Source organism: Burkholderia sp. CpTa8-5, from assembly GCF_017815045.1.
Lineage (GTDB): Bacteria > Pseudomonadota > Gammaproteobacteria > Burkholderiales > Burkholderiaceae > Burkholderia > Burkholderia sola.
The window spans coordinates 163,235-181,521 of sequence record NZ_JAGIQD010000007.1 but is presented as its reverse complement, the minus strand read 5'-3'; the positions used below and the strand labels follow the sequence as shown (position 1 = coordinate 181,521).

Here is an 18,287-nt window from a genome sequence, read left to right as displayed (position 1 = left end):
GTTTCGGCATCGAAGCAAAACCGGCCCGTTTGGGCCGGTTTTTTTATGGGCGGGCCGCCGCCGAGCGGCACGCAAACGGCTCGATCGGCGCCGTCGCGGGCGTCGGCTACAATCGTCACCGCCCTGCCCCGCCGCATGCCGGCCGCGCGCGTGAACCGGGCAAGCCCCCTCGTCACCCGTCCGAACGTGCGGTTCCGATGATGCTTCCCATGCCTGTCGTTCGTCGCCTCGTCGTCTGCTCAGCCGCCGCGGCCACGTTCCCGTATGCGCCGCTCGTCGGTGCGCAACCGACATCCGCGCCGCCCGCCGCTTCGCTGCCTGCCGCTTCACCCGCCGCCGCTTCGGTGCCCGCCACCCAACCGCCGTCGCCCTGCCCGCCCGACTGGGAGCGGCAACTGTGCGAACTGAAGGCGGCCGTCGAAGTGCTGAAGCGGCAACACCTGACCGACGTCGACATCGGCGCGCTACTCGACGCCGCCACCCACGAAGGCATCAAGACGCTGCCGTACGCGCGCTTCTTCAACGCGAAGGAAGAGCAGGAACGGCGCGACGACGAGCGGCGCGCGCGCGACGGCACGCCGGGCATCGGGATCGTGTTCGAGACGCGGCCCGACGGGCTGCACATCATCGACGTGATTCCCGATGCGCCGGCCGAAAAGGCCGGCGTGCGGCCCGACGATCTCGTCGTCGCGATGAACGACAAGAGCGTCGTCGGCCTCGACGGCAGCGCGCTGACGAAGCTCACGAAGGGCGACGCGGGCGTGCCGCTGAAGCTCACGGTGCAGCGCGGCCCGACGCATGCGGTGCTGAGCTTCGCGCCCGTGCGCGCGATCGTCAAACCGCATCCGGCGACCGCGAAGCGGCTCGACGGCGACGTCCTGTACACGCGGCTGTCGAGCTTCCCGGAGCCGGCGGTCGGCGACTATATCGACGCGGTGCAGGCCGCGCGCCGCGCGGGCCCGCCGGTGAAACAGCTGATCCTCGACCTGCGCATCAACGGCGGCGGCGCGCTCAATGCGGCGATCGGCATCACCGCACTGTTCGCGGGACGCGACCGCACCGCGATGGTGACGGTCGAGCGCGACGGCACGCACCGCCGCCGCTACACGACCAACTGGCCCGACTACGAACTGCCCGTCATGCGCGGGCAGGATCCGCTCGCGCCGCTGCAGGCCGACGACTGGTGGCACACCGTGCCGCTCGTCGTGCTCGTCGACGGGCAGAGCGCGTCGGCCGCCGAAGCAACCGCGGCGGCGCTGAAGGATCTCGGCCGCGCGCAACTGCTCGGCATGCCGACCTACGGGAAAGGGCTCGCGCAGACGGGCGTCGACCTGATCGACGGCACGCGCCTGAATTTCACGTTCGCGCGCAACCTGCGGCCGAACGGCTGCCCGATGGATGGTTACGGCGTCGTGCCGAACTGGCTCGTGCCGCCGCGCCAAGATGCGGACGTCGACGGCGTGTTGCTGTGGTATCGCGAAGTCGATCTCTCGCGCGCGCCGTACGCGGACCGGCAAGCGCCCGATCCGTTCGCGCAGGTGCGCAAGGCGCGGCAGAGGCGGCGCGACGAGCGCGTGCGCGCGAAGGTCGATACGGCAAGGAGCGCGGCGCTGCCGCAGCGCGCCTTCGGCACGGCCGCGGACTGGCAGCTCCGGCAGGCGCTCAATGCGCTCGCCGGCCGCCCGGTGCGGACCATCGCCGCGCCCGCGCAATTGATGCCGGCGCAGCCGGTATGCGAGCGCGGCGACAACTGACGCGCCGCCCGCCCCGTTTCACCGAAACCCGAACCGCCGCCGCAGCACGACCAGCGCCGCGAGGCTCAGCACGGCCGCGAACATCAGGTAGAAGCTCGGCGCGGTCTTCATCCCCGTCTCGCGGATCAGCCACGCGATGATGAACGGCCCGAAGCCGCCGAAGATCGTCACCGCGACGTTGTACGCGAGCGACATCCCGGTCGTGCGCGTCTGCACCGGGAACACTTCGGACAACAGCCCCGGCAGCGCCGCGAAGTAGCCGGTCATCAGGAACGCGAGCAGCACCTGCAGCGCGATCAGCGTGCCGAAGCCCGGATGCGCGACGAGATACGCGAACGCCGGGTAGATCAGCACGAGAATGCCGACGGCCGGCGCGATCATCACGCGCACGCGGCCGTAACGATCCGACCAGTGGCCGACGAGCGGCGCGAACGCCATCTGGATCACGCCGACCACGAGGATCGCGGCGAATGCGGCGGACGGCGCGAGGCCGAGCTGCTTCACGCCGTAGGTCGGCATGAACAGCACGAGATAGGTCGCGACGGTGCCGAGCACGACCACGCCCATCGCGGCCACGAGACGCGCCTTGTGCGTCGCGAACGTATCGCGCAGCGGGTTCGCGGTGCCTTCGGCCGCGAGGAATTCGGGCGTCTCGTCGACCTTGGTGCGGATGTAGTACGCGACCGGCCCGAGCAACAGCCCGAAGAAGAACGGCACGCGCCAGCCCCACGACGCCATCTGGTCGGCCGTGAGTTGCGCGTTCAGCACGGTGCCGAAGCCCGCGGCGAGCAGTGTCGTGAGCCCCTGGCTCGCGACCTGCCAGCTCGCGAAGAAGCCGCGCCGGCCCGGCACGTGCTCGGCGAGGAACGCGGTCGCGCTGCCGAACTCGCCGCCGGCCGAGAAGCCCTGCATCAGCCGCGCGGCGACGAGGATCAGCGGCGCGGCGACGCCGATCGTCCCGTAGGTCGGCAGCACCGCGATGATCAGCGTGCCGGCCATCATCAGCAGGATCGACAGCGTGAGCGCGGCCTTGCGGCCCGCGCGGTCGGCATACGCGCCGAGCACGATCGCGCCGAGCGGGCGCATGAAGAACGACACGCCGAACGTGCCGAGCGTGAGCAGCAGCGACACGGTGTCGCTGCCGGCCGGGAAGAACAGCTTCGAGATCGTCACCGCGAAAAAGCCGTAGACGACGAGATCGAACCACTCGAGCGCGTTGCCGATCGATGCGGCGACCACCGCGCGCCACACGCGCGGCGACGAGGCAATGTAGCTGGACTGCGTGACGGCATGCATCGGCGATCTCCTTGTCGTTGTACGTTCTGTTCGGGGCGGCCGCCGTCGCGCCGTCGGCCTGCCCGGCGCTGCGCGATCCGCTTGGCCACATGCGGCGCTCGGGCGATTATAGGCGCGCAAAAAAACCGCCGCGCCCCGGTAACGGGAGCGCGGCGGTTGGCCCGCGGCGGCCGGCGCGACGGCCGGCCTCGCCAGCGAATCTTACTGCTGCTTGACCGCTTCGGCCGTGATCAGCAGCTTCGTCTTCATCTTGAAGCCGTACTGCTTGCCGTAGTCGAGGCCGAAATCGTCGCGGCTGAATTCGCCGACCGCGTCGACGCCGCACACTTCACGCTTGAGCATCGGGTGCGGCATGCACTTGAACGAATCGATCTTCAGCGTCAGCGGCTTCGTGACGCCATGCAGCGTCAGGTTGCCGACCACCGACACCGGCTTGTCGCCGTCGAACTTGATCGTGCCCTTGTAGTTCGCCTGCGGGAACTTCGCCGCATCGAAGAATTCGGCCGTCTGCAGGTGCTCGTCGAGCTTCGCGCTGCCCGTGTGGATCGACGCGATGTCGGTCGTCACGTCGACCGTGCCGGTCTTCGCCGCGCGATCGAGCGTCACGGTGCCGCTCGACTTGTCGAACTTGCCGCGCCAGACCGACAGGCCGCCGAAGTGGTCAGCCTCGAAGCTCGGGTACGTGTGGCTCGGGTCGAACTGGTAGGTCGCGCTTTCGGCGAAGGCCGAGAACGACAGCGAAGCGGCCAGCGCGCCGGCGGCGATGATCAGATGCTTTTTCAAACTTTTTCTCCTGGGAACGGCGCCGCGCCCTCGCGCGGCATTCAGTTGACGCGGCAACCCGCCGCTTACTTCGTGGCAACGAGATGGAACTTGATCTGCACTTCGTCCGCGACGATCGACGTGTCCTTCCACTCGCCGGTGCCGACGTTGAAGGCCGAACGCTTGATCGGCAGTACGCCGTCGAACGTCTGCGTCGCGCCGTTCTGCGCGACCGTGACGGGCACCGTGACGGTCTCGGCCTTGCCCTTGATCGTCAGCTTGCCGGTCACGTTGTACTTGTTGCCGCCGGCCGGCGCGATCGCCGACGACACGAAGGTCGCCTGCGGATAGGTCTTCGCGTCGAACCAGTCCTTGCCGGCGACCTGGTCGTTGTACATCTTGTCGCCGAGGTCGAAGCTCGCGACGTCGATCGTCATTTGCGCGCTGCCCTGCGCCGCTTTCGCCGGGTCGAACTTCACCTGCGCGGAAAACTTCTTGAACGCGCCTTCGGTCGGCACGTTCATCTGCTTCGACACGGCGGACACCTTGCTCTTCGCGAGATCGACGTCGGCATGCGCCGCGCCCGACGCGACAAGCGCCGCCGCGGCGAACGCGGTCAGCATGGAGCGGGAGAAAGACACTTTCATGGGATCCTTCATTTGGCAAAGGGAAGCATGCGCGACAACAGGCCGTCGCGGTCCAACAGCTGGTGCTTGAGCGCCGCGAGCACGTGCGTCGCGACGAGCGCAAGCAGAATGTAATTCAAAGACACGTGCAGCGTCTTGAAGGTTTCCTTGAGCGCCGGATCGGGGTCGATCAGGCGCGGCAGCGGCACGATGCCGAGATAGACGACCGGGATGTTCGACGCCGAGCTGTACAGGTAGCCCGTCGCCGGGATCACGATCATCAGCACGTACAGCAGCATGTGCACGCCGTGCGACGCCGCGCGCTGCCACGCCGGCGTGTTGCCCGGCAGCGGCGGCGGCACGTGGGTCGCCCGCCACAGCACGCGCACGACGGCCAGCGCGAACACCGTCACGCCGATCCACTTGTGCCACGAGAAGTACTTCAGCTTGGTCGGCGTGAAGCCGGGGATGTCCGTCATCACCCAGCCGAGCGCGAAGCCGCAGACGATCAGCAGCGCGATCAGCCAGTGCAGTGCGATCGCGGTGTGCGCGTAGCGTGCCGGCACGGCCGGCGGCGATTTCGATGCCATCTTGGGTTCCTCAGTTCAGCGAACGGCTGCGCCGGTCAATTCGTCCGACGCACGTCAAGGGCGCCATGCTACCGCAACCTTTTGACGCGCGCGGACTCTGAGGACAGGCGCGCCAGCCGGCTGACGGCTTCCCGCCATGTTACCGACCGGTCACGCAACGCACGATCCTTGACCCACCGAAAAAGCCCTTTTGGTAAGATTGGCGCGGGTTCCGGCCCCGTCGACGCGTTCCCCCGGCCGTCGCGACACCGCCTTTTCCATGCAACGATACGACCTGATTGCCTGCCACGAATGCGACGCACTGTTGCATAAACCGCGCCTCGCCGGCCGCGAGATCGCGCGCTGTCCGCGCTGCGACGCGCTGCTCTATCGCAACAGCACCACGCAGATCGAGCGCATCACCGCGCTCGCGGTCGCGGCGCTCGTCACGTTCATCATCGCGCAGACGTTCCCGATCCTCGAAATGGACCTGAACGGCACGCGCGTGCAGACGACACTGATCGGCGCGATCGACACGCTGTGGCATCAGGACATGGCGATCGTCGGCGTGATGGTGTTCTGCTCGACCGTGCTGTTCCCGCTCGTCGAGATGGCCGCGCTGCTTTACGTGCTGCTGCCGCTCCGCCGCGGCGTCGTGCCGCCCGGCCTCAACCTCGTGCTGCGCACGATCCAGTTCGTGCGGCCGTGGGGGATGATCGAGGTGTTCATGCTCGGCATCGTGGTCACGATCGTGAAGATGGTGAGCCTCGCGCGCGTCGTGCCCGACGCGGCGCTGTTCGCGTTCGGCGCGCTCACGCTGATGACCGCCGTCGTGCTGATGTTCGACCCGCGCACGGTGTGGGACATCGCCGACGACCTGCGCGCCGGCCGCACGCCCGGGCGGCCCGACCCCGCCGCGCCGCTGCCGGACGCGCCCCGCCGATGACGCGCCCCACGCCGACCGCCGCCCGCGAGGGCTATGCCAGCTGCCACGCGTGCGGGCTCGTGCAGACGATCGACCAGCCGCACGCGCATTGCGCGCGCTGCGGCAGCGCGCTGCACGTGCGCACGCCGAACAGCATCATGCGCACGTGGGCGCTGCTGCTCGCAGCCGCGATCCTCTACATTCCGGCGAACCTGCTGCCGATCATGCGCACGTCGTCGATCGTCGGGTCGCAGCAGGACACGATCATGAGCGGCGTCATCTATTTCTGGACGTCCGGGGACTGGCCGCTCGCCGTCGTCGTGTTCGTCGCCAGCATCCTCGTGCCGATGCTCAAGCTCGGTGTGCTGACGATCCTCGTCACCAGCGCGCAGCGCCGCGCCGCGTGGCGGCCGCTGCAGCGCACGCGCCTCTACCGGATCGTCGAGCGCATCGGCCGCTGGTCGATGCTCGACATCTTCGTCGTGACGCTGACCGTCGCGCTCGTCCATTTCCGTTCGCTCGCCGTCATCACGGCCGGCCCCGGCGCGCTCGCGTTCGGCTCGGTCGTGATCCTGACGATGCTCGCGTCGATGCAGTTCGATCCCCGCCTGATCTGGGATCCAGTCGAAACCTCAGGGAATCACCATGAATAGTCCACAAGGCCCGCAGCACGACGCGCCCCGGCCGCCCGATCCGACGATCTCGACGAAAAGCGGCTGGCTGCCGTCGCTCGTCTGGCTCGTGCCGCTGATCGCCGCGCTGATCGGCATCGGCCTCGTGATCAAGTCCGTGCGCGAGCGCGGCCCGGAAATCACGATCAGCTTCCATAGCGCCGAAGGGCTCGAGCCGGGCAAGACCCAGGTCAAGTACAAGGACGTCGAGATCGGCACGGTCAAGACGATCAAGCTGTCGAAAGACCTGTCGCGCGTGCTGGTCCAGGTGCAGCTCAAGAAGGAGGCCGAGGATTTCGCGGTCAAGGGCTCGCGCTTCTGGATCGTGCGGCCGCGCGTCGGCGCGACCGGCGTGTCGGGGCTCGGCACGCTGCTGTCCGGCGCGTACATCGGCGTCGACGCGGGTCACGGCCAGGACACGCTGACCGACTTCACCGGCCTCGAGACGCCGCCCGCCGTCACGGGCGACCAGAAAGGCACGCAGTACGTGCTGCGCGGCGATTCGCTCGGCTCGGTCGACATCGGCTCGCCGGTCTACTACCGCCGCGTGCAGGTCGGCCAGGTGGTCGGCTTCTCGCTCGACAAGGACGGCACCGGCGTGACGTTCAACGTGTTCGTCAATGCGCCGTACGACCAGTACGTCGGGCTGAACACGCGCTGGTGGCAGGCGAGCGGCGTCGATCTGCGGCTCGATTCGAGCGGCCTGAAGCTGAACACGCAGTCGCTCGCGACCGTGATCCTCGGCGGCATCGCGTTCCAGACGCCGCCGAACCAGGGCACCGGCACGACCGCGCCGAACAACACGACGTTCCGTCTCGGCTCCGACGAGGGCGACGCGATGCGCGACCCGGACGGCCAGCCGCTGCAGGTCGTGATGAACTTCAACCAGTCGCTGCGCGGGCTCGCCGTCGGCGCGCCGGTCGATTTCCGCGGCATCGTGCTCGGCGAAGTGACGAACATCGGCATCGACTTCGATCCGAAGACGAAGAACTTCCTGATGCCGGTGACGATCAACGTGTATCCGGAACGCCTCGGCCGCCGCTTCCGCGAGACGATCGAGAGCAAGGGCGAACCGGCGCGGCGCGAGATCGTCGAGCGGCTCGTCCGGCACGGGCTGCGCGGCCAGCTGCGCACCGGCAACCTGCTGACGAGCCAGCTGTACGTCGCACTCGACTTCTTCCCGAAGGCGCCGGCCGTGAAGATCGACACGGCCCGCCAGCCGCTCGAGCTGCCGACCGTGCCGAACACGCTCGACGAGCTGCAGCTGCAGGTCGCCGACATCGCGAAGAAGCTCGACAAGGTGCCGTTCGACCAGATCGGCGCGAACCTGAACAGTGCGCTGTCGAACGCCGACAAGCTGTTCAAGCAGCTCGACACGCAGGTCGCGCCGGAAGCGCGCGACACGCTGTCGGCCGCGAAGCAGACCTTCTCGACCGCCGAAGCGACGCTGCAGCAGGATTCGCCGCTGCAGTCCGACGTGCGCGGCGCGCTGAAGGAGCTCACGCGCACGCTGCAATCGCTGAACGCGCTCGCCGATTATCTGGAGCGCCACCCCGAATCGCTGCTCAAGGGCAAGCCAGGAGATAAACAATGACGACACGCGTGAACGGTTTCGCGAGCGGCGCGGCGGCAGTCTTCGCCGCACTCGCGCTCGCCGCGTGCAGCTCGCCGCCCGCGCGGTTCTACACGCTCAGCCCGGCCGACGCCGCGGCGCCGCTGCGCACCGCACCGGCCAACCCGGCGTTCCTGATCGAGGTGCCGTCGGTCGGCGTGCCCGAGCAGGTCGCGAAGAGCCAGCTGGTCGTGCAGAAGAACGCCGCGCAGGTCGACGTGCTCGAGCAGGAACGCTGGGCGTCGCCGCCCGCCGACGAGATCCGCCGCGCGCTGTCGGACGATCTGGCCGCGCAGCTGGGCACGATCGACGTCGCGAATTCCGCGTATCCGGCCGGCGTGCCCGTGTACCGCATCAGCGTGAACGTGCAGCGCTTCGAGTCGTGGCCGGGCAAGCGCGCGGCGATCGACGCCGTCTGGAGCGTGCGCTCGCTGGCCTCGCAGGCCGTGATGACCTGCCGCACGAGCGTCGCGGAACCGGTCGCGGACGGCTACGACGCGCTCGTCGCCGGCCACCGGCGCGCGCTCGACGTGATTGCCGCGCAGGCCGCGGACGCCGTGCGTGCGATGGCCGCCCGCCGCGGCGCGGCGGCCGCGCCCGGCGGCAAGACGGCCGCCGCGCCGGTCGTGCCGTGCCCGGCCAACCCGACGGCCGGCGGCGACGCCGGCGCGACGGGCAAGTCCGGCGCATAAGCGAACCGCCGACGGCGCGCACGCGAACGTTCGATACGGCGTTCGCGTGCGCGGTGTCGAATCGCGCGGCGCATCCAGTCGCACACGCGGAAAGCCGAACGCGAGCAGCACGCCGCAGCAGCCGGCCTCGCGCACCGCGCGCATCGGCCGGACGGCCATGACATTCTTTGTCAAAAGCCGCCGGAACCCCGCGCCATGCAATGCGGTCGGCTTGCGTTTTCCGGCCCGATTGACGATCCTACGCACTTTCAGGCTCGCGCCGTTCGTCGTGCGCGCCAGTCAGCGGCGCCGGGCCGCGTTCGACCCGACCGCCGTGCCTCCCGGCGCCCGCACGCGAACCGCGTGCACCGCGGCGGGGCAGCGCATCGCGGGTTGCCGCGCATCGTCCGGCCACCGGCCCCGTCTTACCCGTTCTCACCGGCGCCGCGCCGTTTCCCCGGCCGGCATCCCGAACCCGCCCGTCCCGGGCTTTCGCTATTCCGTTTATGTTTCGTTCCCTGACGACCCTGATCAAGAAGTGGCGCGCGTCGCGCAATGCCGGTCACCAGCTCGATGCGCTGCTCGCCAATGCCGATGCCGACGCATCGTACGCCGAGCGCAGCGAATGGCTGATCGAGCTCGCGCACTGGCTGCGCCGCAACGGCACCGTGCAGGAGGCGCCGGCCGAGCGCGACGCCGACACCCGCGCGTATCCGGCCCATGCGCGGCTGCGCTACCTGTTCCACGTACTCGATCGCAACCCCGCGTGGAAAGCGCACGCGGCGCGCATCCTGCGCGGCATCCTGCGCGAGTGCGACGGCATCTCGCTGCTGTGCGATGCCGGCATGCCCGTGCATTCGGGCTTCTTCGGCGCGCTGTTCGAGCGGATCGACTCGTCGCTGATCCCGCCCGCGCCGAACCGCCGCGAGCTGTCGGCGCTGTTCACGCTGATGTTCCCGACGCCCGAGGACGCGAAATGGATCGACGCGCTGCCCGATGACCTGCTCGCGCGCATCGCCGAGCTGATTTCGTTCGACGTCACCGACGAAGAACGCCACGAGCCCGGCTCGTTCTCGCGCGACCTGCTGGCCGCACTGCACAACCTGACCTGCCAGATCAGCTCGACCGGCCTGTCGCAGACGGTGCGCAGCCGGCTGTCCGACGACGACGCGCGCAAGCCGCTCGAACGCCAGCCGCTCGAATCGCAGCCGTTCTACCGCCTCACGCGCGCGATGCTCGCGGTCGAGACCGCGCACGCGGCCGTCGAGGACGGCGGCGACCCGAGCAAGCTGCTGCACGAGGTGAACTACCTGCGCGTGCTGCTCGACGAATGCCGGATCGCCGTCGACGACGTGTTCGCGCACCTGTACCGCAACGGCGTGTCGGTCGACATCGTGTTCCAGGTCGAGCGGATGCGCATGCGCATCCTGCGCGCGGAAATGCTGCTGAACGCGTGGATGGCGCGCGACGACCTGCGCGGGATGGCGCACCTGACCGCCGAACTCGTCGACGCGAACCAGAGCAGCCAGAGCGTCGCGCATCTGGTGCGCAGCAACTTCTCGCTGTTCGCGCGCAAGCTCGTCGAGACCAACGCGGACACCGGCGAGCACTACATTTCGCGCGGCCGCGCCGAGTACCTGAAGATGCTGCGGATGGCCGCGGGCGGCGGCCTCGTCACCGTCGCGACCGTGTGCGTGAAGTTCGCGATCACGGGCGCGCACCTGCAGTCGATGCTCGAAGGGCTGCTCGCGGGCGTCAACTACGCGGCCAGCTTCATGCTGATGCACTTCCTGCACTTCACGCTCGCGACCAAGCAGCCCGCGATGACCGCGCCGACGCTCGCGCGCGAGCTCGACGACACCGGCCACGACGAAGGCGTGAAGGCGTTCGTCGGGTCGGTGATCGCGCTGATCCGCACGCAGGCGGCCGCGATTTCCGGCAACGTGCTCGTCGTGCTGCCGGTGTGCCTGCTCGTGCAGTTGTTCGCAAGCAACGTGCTGCACGCGAACCTGATCTCGCCGGAGAAGGCGCACGCGACGCTGCACTCGTTCTCGCTGCTGGGCCCGACGCCGTTCTATGCGGCGCTCACCGGCGTGCTGCTGTGGGCGTCGAGCCTGCTCGCGGGCTGGGCCGACAACTGGTTCGTGCTGCATCGGGTCGGCGACGCGATCACGTACAACCGCCGGCTGCGCCTGACGCTCGGCGCGGCCGGCGCCGCGAAGCTCGCGCACTTCTGCCGGTCGAACGTCGCGGGCGTGGTCGCGAACGTCGGCCTCGGCCTGATGCTCGGCCTCGTCCCGGCGATCGTCACCGTGTTCATGTTCCCGTTCGAGGTGCGGCACGTGACGCTGTCGGCCGGCTCGATCGGGGTCGCGCTCGGCGTGCTGGGCAAGGGTGCGCTCGGCACGCCCGAGCTGTGGTGGGCCGGCGCGGGCGTGCTGAGCATGGCGATCCTCAACGTGCTCGTGAGCTTCGCGCTCGCGTTCACGATGGCCGTGCGCTCGCGCAGCCTGCGCCCGACCAAGGTGCGCGCGCTCGTCGCCGCGATCGTCCGCACGGTGCTGTCGAATCCGCTCGCGCTGTTCTGGCCGGCGGCCCACCCGGCCGCGCGCGCCGGCCAGCCGGGCGCGCACTGAGCTGCGGCGGCGCGGCGGCGCGTGCCCGGCCGCCCCTCGCCGCCTTCCCGGCCCGCCCGGCACGCGCGAGCGGCGGCCGCGCCGGCGCCGCCGCGCCGAAACGCCGGCCCCGGTCGCCCGCGCCGCGTACAATAGTGGACTTTTGCACGTCCTCACCCGCCTTATGTCCTCGCCCACCCTGTTCGAATTCTTCGCCCCCTGCCCGCGCGGCCTCGAAGCGGCGCTTGCCGCCGAGCTGGCCGAAATCGCCGGCCGCCACCTGAACGGCGCGCCGTTCACCGCGGGCGCGCAGGTGCCGGGCGGCGTCCATTTCAGCGGCGGCTGGGCCGCCGGCATGGCCGCGAACCTCCATTCGCGGATCGCGAGCCGGATCCTGCTGAAGATCGCGCACGGCCCGTACCGCAACGAGCAGGACGTCTACGCGCTCGCGCTCGAGCAGCCGTGGGAACGCTGGTTCGCGTCGACGCAGACGCTGCGCATCGACATCACCGCGATCAAGTCGCCGCTGAAAAGCCTCGAATTCACGACGCTGCGCGTGAAGGATGCGATCTGCGACCGGATGCGCGAGAAAACCGGCTCGCGCCCGAGCATCGACACCGGGGCGCCGGACGTGCGCGTGTTCGCGTTCCTGACCGTCAACGAATGCACGCTGTACCTCGACACGTCGGGCGAGCCGCTGTTCAAGCGCGGCTGGCGTCTCGACAAGGGTGCGGCGCCGCTGCGCGAGAACCTCGCGGCCGGCATCCTGCGCCTGACGGGCTGGACGCCCGGCACCGCGCTGTACGACCCGATGTGCGGCAGCGGCACGTTCCTCGCGGAAGCCGCGCAGATCGCGCTCGGCGTGGCGCCCGGCGTCGAACGCCGGTTCGGCTTCGAAAAGCTCAAGCAGTACGACATCACCGCGTGGCAGGGGCTGAAGGTTCCGGCGCTCGACGCGAAGCGCGCGGCACGGGCCAAGCGCGGCGACGCGCTCGGCGTGTACGGCAGCGACATTTCCGGCGACATGCTCGAGAAGGCGCGCGCGAACCTCGAGCGCGCCGGCGTGCCGTCGGTGTGGCTCAAGCAGGTCGACGCGCGCGGGATGACGCCGCCGTGCGACGGGCCGGGCATCCTTCTCGCGAACCCGCCGTACGGCGAGCGGATCGAAGTGCGCGGCCGCAGTGCGCGCGGCGAGGTGCGCGAAACCGGCCGCAACCGCGGCAACGACGACGCATTCCGGCGCACGCACACCGACGCGCCGGACAGCGAGTTCTTCAACGCGCTCGGCGATGCGCTGAAGCAGCGTTTCACCGGCTGGCAGGCGTTCCTGCTGACGTCCGACCGTTCGCTGCCGGGCCAGTTGCGGCTGCGCGAATCGGCGAAGACGCCGCTGTTCAACGGCGCGCTCGAATGCCGGCTGTTCCGCTTCGACCTGATCGCCGGCAGCGTGAAGGCACGCCCGGCCGCGCCGGAAGGCGACGCCTGACACGCGAACCGGCCGCTGCGGCCGCCTGCTGACAACCAGACGACGCCCGGCACCCGCCGGGCGTTTTTCTTTACGCCGCCGTCCTGCACGTCCCTGCCGCCTCCCATCCGCGCGGGCGCTCCCGCACGACCGGACGCCACCGCCGCCTTTTGTCAGCACCGCCATGACTACTGACAGCACGCTGTCAGCAGCCCCCCGCCACACTGCAATCCCGGCGCAATGCAAGGCTGGTTTCCATCAAGAACCCGAACAACAAGGAGCTCGTCATGACGTCTGCAACTGCCACTGCCACCCCGGAACGCGCGATCGCGTGGTTCGACATTCCGTCCCTCGATTTCGATCGCGCGATCCGCTTCTACGAGACCGTGCTGCAAACCACGTTGCAGCGCGCGGTCATCGGCGGCGTGCCGATGGCGACGTTCGATCGCGACGCGTCGAGCACCGGCGGCAGCATCGTGTTCGATCCGCAGCAGATCAAGCCGAGCGCGAACGGCGTGCTCGTCTACCTGAACGCCGGCGAATCGGTCGTCGCGGCGCTCGAACGCGCGAAGCGCGCGGGCGGCGTCGTGCAGGGCTCGGTCGTCGAGCTGCCGAACAACTACGGCTACGTCGGCTATCTGATCGACACGGAAGGCAACCGCGTCGGCCTGCACGCGCCGAAATGCCACTGAGCGCAGCGGTCAGCGGGCCGGCGCGGCGCTATCATCGCGAAGTCCCCGTCGCCCGAGGAATCGAGGTGCTGTCATGACCCGCCGTGCCGACCGCCTGTTCCAGATCGCCGAGCTGTTGCGCGGGCGTCGTCTCACGACCGCGCAGCAACTGGCCGACTGGCTGTCGGTGTCGCCGCGCACGGTCTATCGCGACGTGCGCGACCTGCAACTGTCAGGGGTGCCGATCGAAGGGGAAGCCGGCATTGGCTACCGGCTGAACCGCAACGCGAGCCTGCCGCCGCTCACGTTCACGGCCGAGGAGCTGGCGGCGCTCGCCACCGGCGCGCGCATGCTCGAGACCTGGGGCGGTGCGCGCTTCGCGAGCGGCGCGCGCTCGGCGCTCGCGAAGATCGCGTCGGCGATGCCGGCCGACAAGCGCACGGCGCTCGACCGGCTGCCCGTATTCGCGCCGTCGTTCCACATCGACGAGACGTTTTGCGCGAAGGTCGACGCGATCCATCAGGCGATCGACACGCGCCACATCGTCAGCTTCGACTATCGCGACCGGCTCGGCGCGCATTCGCAGCGCCGCGTGTGGCCGCTCGGGCTCGTCTACTGGGGCGGGCGCTGGACGATCGGCGCGTGGTGCGAGCTGCGCGACGATTTCCGCACCTTCGACATCGCGCGGATGGGCGACATCACCGTGCACGAGCAGTTTCCGGACATGGAAGGCCGGCGGATCGCCGACTACATGCGGATCGCGGAAGCGCCGATGCGCTGACGCGGCAAGGCGGCGGGCGCACGCCGCCGCCCCTTCGTTTGCCGGGCGCCAGGTGGCGCCCGGCCCCGCTTGCGTTACCCGCCGAACACCACCGGCCGCTTCGGCCGCTCGTCGACGTGCAGCGAAAACACGTCCGCACGCGCGTAGTGGCCGACGACGTCGAAGTCGTAGCGCGCCTTCACGAGCTCGTCGGTATCGACGTGCGCGGTCACGAGCCCGGCCTCGCCGATCAGCGGCTCGGTCAGCAGGTCCCCAAGCGGCCCGACGATCACGCTGCCGCCGCGGATCAGCGGCCGCTCCGGGTCCCAGCCCGGCACGTCGATGCCGAGCGCGCGCGGCGACGGCTGCACCTGGCACGCGCTCACGACGAAGCAGCGCCCCTCGTGCGCGATGTGCCGCATCGAGCTCTGCCATACGTCGCGCTCGTCGACGGTCGGCGCGCACCAGATCTGCACGCCTTTCGCGTACATCGCGCAGCGCAGCAGCGGCATGTGGTTCTCCCAGCAGATCGCGGCGCCCGCGCGGCCGGCGGCGGTGTCGACGACCGGCAGCGTCGAGCCGTCGCCCTGCCCCCAGATCAGCCGCTCGGTGCCGGTCGGCATCAGCTTGCGGTGCTTCGCGACGAGCCCGTCGCGCGGATCGAAGAACAGCGCCGTGCAGTACAGCGTGCTCCCGCCGCGCTCGATCACGCCGACCACGAGGCTCGCGCCCGTGCGCTGCGACAGCGCGGCCAGCTCGTCGGTTTCCGGTCCCGGCACGTCGATCGCCTGCGCGGCGTAGCGCGCATACGCGTCGCGCCCTTCGGGCAGCCGGTAGCCGAGCCGCGTGCCGAAGATCTCGCCTTTCGGATAGCCGCCGAGCACGGCCTCGGGCAGCACGACCAGCGACGCGCCGCTGTCGCGGATCGCGCTTTCGTAGCCGAGAATCGTGTCGAGCGTGGCGCGCGTGCCGGCGGGCGATGCGCCGATCTGCAGCGCGGCGATGACTGAGGTGGACATATAGGCGTCTCCGATGAGTGGGATGGCGCCATCTTTATCGATAAGATGTCATCGATCAAATCGATAGAACGATATGTGTCATGAATGCAGATAATATCGCCGACCTCGACCTGAACCTGCTGAAGGTGTTCGAGGCGCTGTACGAGGAAGGCGGCGCGAGCCGCGCGGCGCTGCGGCTCGATCTCACGCAGTCGGCGGTCAGCGCGGCGCTTGGCCGGCTGCGCGTGATCTATGCCGATCCGCTGTTCGTGCGCACCGGCCGCGGGCTCGCGCCGACGCCGCGCGCGGACGAACTGAAGCCGATCCTGTCCGATGCGCTCGACCGCTGCCGCGAAAGCCTCGCGATCGCGGCCGACGGCGGCGACCGCGTCGGCCGCACGATCTCGATCGGGCTGTCCGACGATTTCGAGATCGCGCTCGGGCGCGCGCTGATCGATGCGGTCGCGCGCGAAGCGGCCGGCATCCGGCTGATCTTCCGGCAGACCCACAGCGGCATCGCCGGCGACGCGCTGCTGCGGCACGGCGTCGATCTCGCGATCGCGTCGGGCGGATTCTCGGCGAACGGCCTCAGCCGGCGCGCGGTCGCCACGGGCGGCTATGCGTGCCTGATCGATCCGACCGGCCGCGCGCGGGCGCCGCGCACGCTGACGCTCGCCGAGTTCCTGCGGCGCGACCACCTGCTCGTGTCATCGGGCGGCGTGATCGGGATCGTCGACGAGGCGCTGGCCGCGCTCGGTCACAAGCGGCGCGTCGCGGCGTCGACCACGCATTTCGCCGCGCTGCCGTACCTGCTCGCCGGCTCCGACGCGGTCGCGACGATCCCCGCGCATGCGGCGCATGCGATCGCGCAAGCGACGTCGCTGCGTGCGCTCGCGTGCCCGGTCGACCTGCCGCGCTATCCGGTCGAGATCGGCTGGCGCACGAGCACGCAGCGCGACCCGGCGATCGTGCGCGTGCGCGACGCGATCGCCGCCTGCGTCGCCCAACGCGTCGCACCATGAAAAAAGCCCGACCGGCTCACTTGCGCCGGCCGGGCCTGTCCGCTGCGCGGCGCCCGCGCATCGAAGCAGGCGACGCGTGTCGGGGCGAGCGTTACTCGACGGCCTTCACCATGTCCTCGATCACCTTCTTCGCATCGCCGAACACCATCATCGTCTTGTCCATGTAGAACAGGTCGTTGTCGAGGCCCGCGTAGCCGGCCGCCATCGAGCGCTTGTTGACGATCACCGTGCGCGCCTTGTACGCCTCGATGATCGGCATCCCCGCGATCGGCGATTTCGGATCGGTCTTCGCGGCCGGGTTCACGACGTCGTTCGCGCCGAGCACGAGCACCACGTCCACCTGGCCGAATTCGCCGTTGATGTCCTCCATCTCGTGCACGATCTCGTACGGCACTTCCGCTTCCGCGAGCAGCACGTTCATGTGGCCCGGCATCCGCCCGGCGACCGGGTGGATCGCGTACTTCACGTCGATCCCCTTCTCGATCAGCTTGTCGGTCAGCTCCTTCAGCGCGTGCTGCGCGCGGGCGACGGCGAGCCCGTAGCCCGGCACGATCACGACCGTTTCCGCGTTGCCGAGCATGAACGACGCATCGTCGGCCGAACCCGACTTCACCGGCCGCTGCTCCTGCGCGCCCGCCGCGCCGCCGGCCGCCGCTTCGCCGCCGAACCCGCCGAGGATCACGTTGAAGAACGAGCGGTTCATCGCGTGGCACATGATGTACGACAGGATCGCGCCCGACGAGCCGACCAGCGAACCGGCGATGATCAGCATCGCGTTGTTCAGCGAGAAGCCGATGCCGGCCGCGGCCCAGCCCGAGTACGAGTTCAGCATCGACACGACCACCGGCATGTCCGCGCCGCCGATCGGGATGATGATCAGCACGCCGAGCACGAACGCGATCGCCGTCATGATGATGAACGGCAGCCACGCCTGCGTGATGAAGAACAGGATGCCGAAGCCGAGCATCGCGATCGCGAGCATCAGGTTGATCAGGTGCTGGCCCGCGTACACGACCGGCGCGCCCTGGAACAGCCGGAACTTGTACTTGCCCGACAGCTTGCCGAACGCGATCACCGAACCGGAGAACGTGATCGCGCCGACGAACGTGCCGATGAACAGCTCGACGCGGTTGCCGTACGGGATGAAGCTCGACGACACCGCGTCCTGCGGCACGAGCCCGAACGCTTCCGGCTCCGACACCACCGCATACGCGATGCACACGGCCGCGAGACCGATCAGCGAGTGCATCGCCGCGACGAGTTCCGGCATCTTCGTCATCTCGACGCGCGCGGCGACGAATGCGCCGACGCCCCCGCCGACGATCAGCGCGCCGAGCACGAGCGCGAGGCCGAGCGGCAGGTTCGCGCCGAGCCACGCGGCCTGCTTGACGATCAGCGCGATCGTCGTGAGGATCGCGATGGCCATCCCGACCATCCCGAACAGGTTGCCGCGCCGCGCGCTCTTCGGGTTCGACAGCCCCTTCAGCGCCTGGATGAAGCACACCGACGCGACGAGGTACAGCAGCGTAACGACGTTCATGCTCATCGCGCGCCCTCCTTGCCGCCCTCGACACGCTTGGGCTCCTTCTTGCGGAACATCTCGAGCATGCGCCTCGTCACGAGGAAGCCGCCGAACACGTTGACGGCCGCGAGCGCGACCGCGAGCGTGCCGAAGAACTTGCCGGTCGCGCCGACGGTGAGCGCCGCCGCGAGCATCGCGCCGACGATCACGATCGCCGAGATCGCGTTGGTCACGGCCATCAGCGGCGTATGCAGCGCCGGCGTGACGTTCCAGACGACGTGGTAGCCGACGTACACCGCCAGCACGAAGATGATCACGTTGATCACCGTGTGATTGATGACTTCCATG

General features: G+C 69.4%; 17 protein-coding genes. 10 read left to right on the top strand and 7 right to left on the bottom strand.

Annotated features, from left to right (window positions below):
* Nucleotides 1-209 precede the first annotated feature (209 nt).
* Entirely contained in the window at nucleotides 210-1,754 is a 1,545-nt protein-coding gene (locus J8I35_RS13715) for a S41 family peptidase (RefSeq protein ID WP_245170237.1), read from the top strand.
* A gap of 18 nt (nucleotides 1,755-1,772) precedes the next feature.
* Here J8I35_RS13715 and J8I35_RS13710 read toward each other — a convergent pair whose 3' ends face one another.
* The 4 genes from J8I35_RS13710 to J8I35_RS13695 all read right to left on the bottom strand — a co-directional run bounded on the left by J8I35_RS13710 (nucleotide 1,773) and on the right by J8I35_RS13695 (nucleotide 5,028).
* Entirely contained in the window at nucleotides 1,773-3,050 is a 1,278-nt protein-coding gene (locus J8I35_RS13710; RefSeq protein ID WP_209925774.1) for an MFS transporter, read from the bottom strand.
* A 201-nt stretch (nucleotides 3,051-3,251) separates the two neighbouring features.
* The gene (locus tag J8I35_RS13705) at nucleotides 3,252-3,833 is read right to left on the bottom strand and encodes a YceI family protein (protein WP_006476873.1); all 582 of its coding nucleotides are present in this window, start codon (nucleotides 3,831-3,833) and stop codon (nucleotides 3,252-3,254) included.
* Nucleotides 3,834-3,898: 65 nt separating this feature from the next.
* The gene (locus J8I35_RS13700; RefSeq protein ID WP_006482463.1) at nucleotides 3,899-4,459 is read right to left on the bottom strand and encodes a YceI family protein; all 561 of its coding nucleotides are present in this window, start codon (nucleotides 4,457-4,459) and stop codon (nucleotides 3,899-3,901) included.
* A gap of 8 nt (nucleotides 4,460-4,467) precedes the next feature.
* Complete coding sequence (locus J8I35_RS13695; protein ID WP_209925773.1) at nucleotides 4,468-5,028, bottom strand: cytochrome b; 561 nt, start codon at nucleotides 5,026-5,028, stop codon at nucleotides 4,468-4,470.
* A gap of 259 nt (nucleotides 5,029-5,287) precedes the next feature.
* On the opposite strand from J8I35_RS13695, the gene J8I35_RS13690 reads away from it, so the two are divergent.
* The 8 genes from J8I35_RS13690 (at nucleotide 5,288) to J8I35_RS13655 (ending at nucleotide 14,418) form a co-directional block, all read left to right on the top strand.
* Entirely contained in the window at nucleotides 5,288-5,953 is a 666-nt protein-coding gene (locus J8I35_RS13690) for a paraquat-inducible protein A (protein ID WP_050011797.1), read from the top strand.
* Nucleotides 5,950-6,585 (top strand): paraquat-inducible protein A, encoded by a 636-nt coding sequence (locus J8I35_RS13685; protein ID WP_050011798.1) that lies wholly within the window; start codon nucleotides 5,950-5,952, stop codon nucleotides 6,583-6,585. The genes J8I35_RS13690 and J8I35_RS13685 overlap by 4 nt, the downstream gene beginning before the upstream one ends.
* A complete protein-coding gene (locus J8I35_RS13680; protein ID WP_209925772.1) occupies nucleotides 6,578-8,197 on the top strand; it encodes an MlaD family protein in 1,620 nt (539 codons plus the stop codon). The genes J8I35_RS13685 and J8I35_RS13680 overlap by 8 nt, the downstream gene beginning before the upstream one ends.
* Nucleotides 8,194-8,907: a PqiC family protein gene (locus J8I35_RS13675; RefSeq protein ID WP_050011800.1), complete on the top strand. Its 714-nt coding sequence runs from the start codon at nucleotides 8,194-8,196 to the stop codon at nucleotides 8,905-8,907. Before J8I35_RS13680 ends, J8I35_RS13675 begins: the two co-directional genes overlap by 4 nt.
* Before the next feature lie 485 nt (nucleotides 8,908-9,392).
* Nucleotides 9,393-11,522, top strand: coding sequence for a site-specific recombinase (locus tag J8I35_RS13670; RefSeq protein ID WP_209925769.1), 2,130 nt, complete (start codon nucleotides 9,393-9,395; stop codon nucleotides 11,520-11,522).
* 163 nt (nucleotides 11,523-11,685) lie between these two features.
* Complete coding sequence (locus J8I35_RS13665; protein WP_050013791.1) at nucleotides 11,686-12,987, top strand: class I SAM-dependent RNA methyltransferase; 1,302 nt, start codon at nucleotides 11,686-11,688, stop codon at nucleotides 12,985-12,987.
* Nucleotides 12,988-13,253: 266 nt separating this feature from the next.
* Nucleotides 13,254-13,658: a hypothetical protein gene (locus J8I35_RS13660; protein ID WP_006476880.1), complete on the top strand. Its 405-nt coding sequence runs from the start codon at nucleotides 13,254-13,256 to the stop codon at nucleotides 13,656-13,658.
* 73 nt (nucleotides 13,659-13,731) lie between these two features.
* Nucleotides 13,732-14,418 (top strand): YafY family protein, encoded by a 687-nt coding sequence (locus J8I35_RS13655; protein ID WP_006497518.1) that lies wholly within the window; start codon nucleotides 13,732-13,734, stop codon nucleotides 14,416-14,418.
* Between the two features lie 74 nt (nucleotides 14,419-14,492).
* On the opposite strand, the gene J8I35_RS13650 is transcribed toward J8I35_RS13655, so the two are convergent.
* Nucleotides 14,493-15,416 carry a carbon-nitrogen hydrolase family protein gene (locus J8I35_RS13650; protein WP_050013792.1) on the bottom strand — a complete coding sequence of 308 codons (924 nt, stop codon included), beginning with the start codon at nucleotides 15,414-15,416 and terminating at the stop codon, nucleotides 14,493-14,495.
* An 80-nt stretch (nucleotides 15,417-15,496) separates the two neighbouring features.
* Here J8I35_RS13650 and J8I35_RS13645 point away from each other — a divergent pair, with 80 nt between their 5' ends.
* Nucleotides 15,497-16,417: a LysR family transcriptional regulator gene (locus J8I35_RS13645; protein WP_209925767.1), complete on the top strand. Its 921-nt coding sequence runs from the start codon at nucleotides 15,497-15,499 to the stop codon at nucleotides 16,415-16,417.
* Between the two features lie 91 nt (nucleotides 16,418-16,508).
* On the opposite strand, the gene J8I35_RS13640 is transcribed toward J8I35_RS13645, so the two are convergent.
* Entirely contained in the window at nucleotides 16,509-17,963 is a 1,455-nt protein-coding gene (locus J8I35_RS13640) for an NAD(P)(+) transhydrogenase (Re/Si-specific) subunit beta (protein WP_050013794.1), read from the bottom strand.
* Complete coding sequence (locus tag J8I35_RS13635; RefSeq protein ID WP_006476884.1) at nucleotides 17,960-18,286, bottom strand: NAD(P) transhydrogenase subunit alpha; 327 nt, start codon at nucleotides 18,284-18,286, stop codon at nucleotides 17,960-17,962. Before J8I35_RS13635 ends, J8I35_RS13640 begins: the two co-directional genes overlap by 4 nt.
* Nucleotide 18,287: the final 1 nt, after the last annotated feature.

Excerpts from the sequence above, each read along its gene's own strand:
- J8I35_RS13635 (WP_006476884.1), bottom strand. The coding sequence starts at position 18,286 with ATGGAAGTCATCAATCACACGGTGATCAACGTGATCATCTTCGTGCTG.
- J8I35_RS13690 (WP_050011797.1), top strand. The coding sequence starts at position 5,288 with ATGCAACGATACGACCTGATTGCCTGCCACGAATGCGACGCACTGTTG.
- J8I35_RS13680 (WP_209925772.1), top strand. The coding sequence starts at position 6,578 with ATGAATAGTCCACAAGGCCCGCAGCACGACGCGCCCCGGCCGCCCGAT.
- J8I35_RS13640 (WP_050013794.1), bottom strand. The coding sequence starts at position 17,963 with ATGAGCATGAACGTCGTTACGCTGCTGTACCTCGTCGCGTCGGTGTGC.
- J8I35_RS13670 (WP_209925769.1), top strand. The coding sequence starts at position 9,393 with ATGTTTCGTTCCCTGACGACCCTGATCAAGAAGTGGCGCGCGTCGCGC.
- J8I35_RS13685 (WP_050011798.1), top strand. The coding sequence starts at position 5,950 with ATGACGCGCCCCACGCCGACCGCCGCCCGCGAGGGCTATGCCAGCTGC.
- J8I35_RS13655 (WP_006497518.1), top strand. The coding sequence starts at position 13,732 with ATGACCCGCCGTGCCGACCGCCTGTTCCAGATCGCCGAGCTGTTGCGC.
- J8I35_RS13695 (WP_209925773.1), bottom strand. The coding sequence starts at position 5,028 with ATGGCATCGAAATCGCCGCCGGCCGTGCCGGCACGCTACGCGCACACC.
- J8I35_RS13675 (WP_050011800.1), top strand. The coding sequence starts at position 8,194 with ATGACGACACGCGTGAACGGTTTCGCGAGCGGCGCGGCGGCAGTCTTC.
- J8I35_RS13700 (WP_006482463.1), bottom strand. The coding sequence starts at position 4,459 with ATGAAAGTGTCTTTCTCCCGCTCCATGCTGACCGCGTTCGCCGCGGCG.
- J8I35_RS13650 (WP_050013792.1), bottom strand. The coding sequence starts at position 15,416 with ATGTCCACCTCAGTCATCGCCGCGCTGCAGATCGGCGCATCGCCCGCC.
- J8I35_RS13645 (WP_209925767.1), top strand. The coding sequence starts at position 15,497 with ATGAATGCAGATAATATCGCCGACCTCGACCTGAACCTGCTGAAGGTG.
- J8I35_RS13710 (WP_209925774.1), bottom strand. The coding sequence starts at position 3,050 with ATGCATGCCGTCACGCAGTCCAGCTACATTGCCTCGTCGCCGCGCGTG.
- J8I35_RS13715 (WP_245170237.1), top strand. The coding sequence starts at position 210 with ATGCCTGTCGTTCGTCGCCTCGTCGTCTGCTCAGCCGCCGCGGCCACG.
- J8I35_RS13665 (WP_050013791.1), top strand. The coding sequence starts at position 11,686 with ATGTCCTCGCCCACCCTGTTCGAATTCTTCGCCCCCTGCCCGCGCGGC.
- J8I35_RS13660 (WP_006476880.1), top strand. The coding sequence starts at position 13,254 with ATGACGTCTGCAACTGCCACTGCCACCCCGGAACGCGCGATCGCGTGG.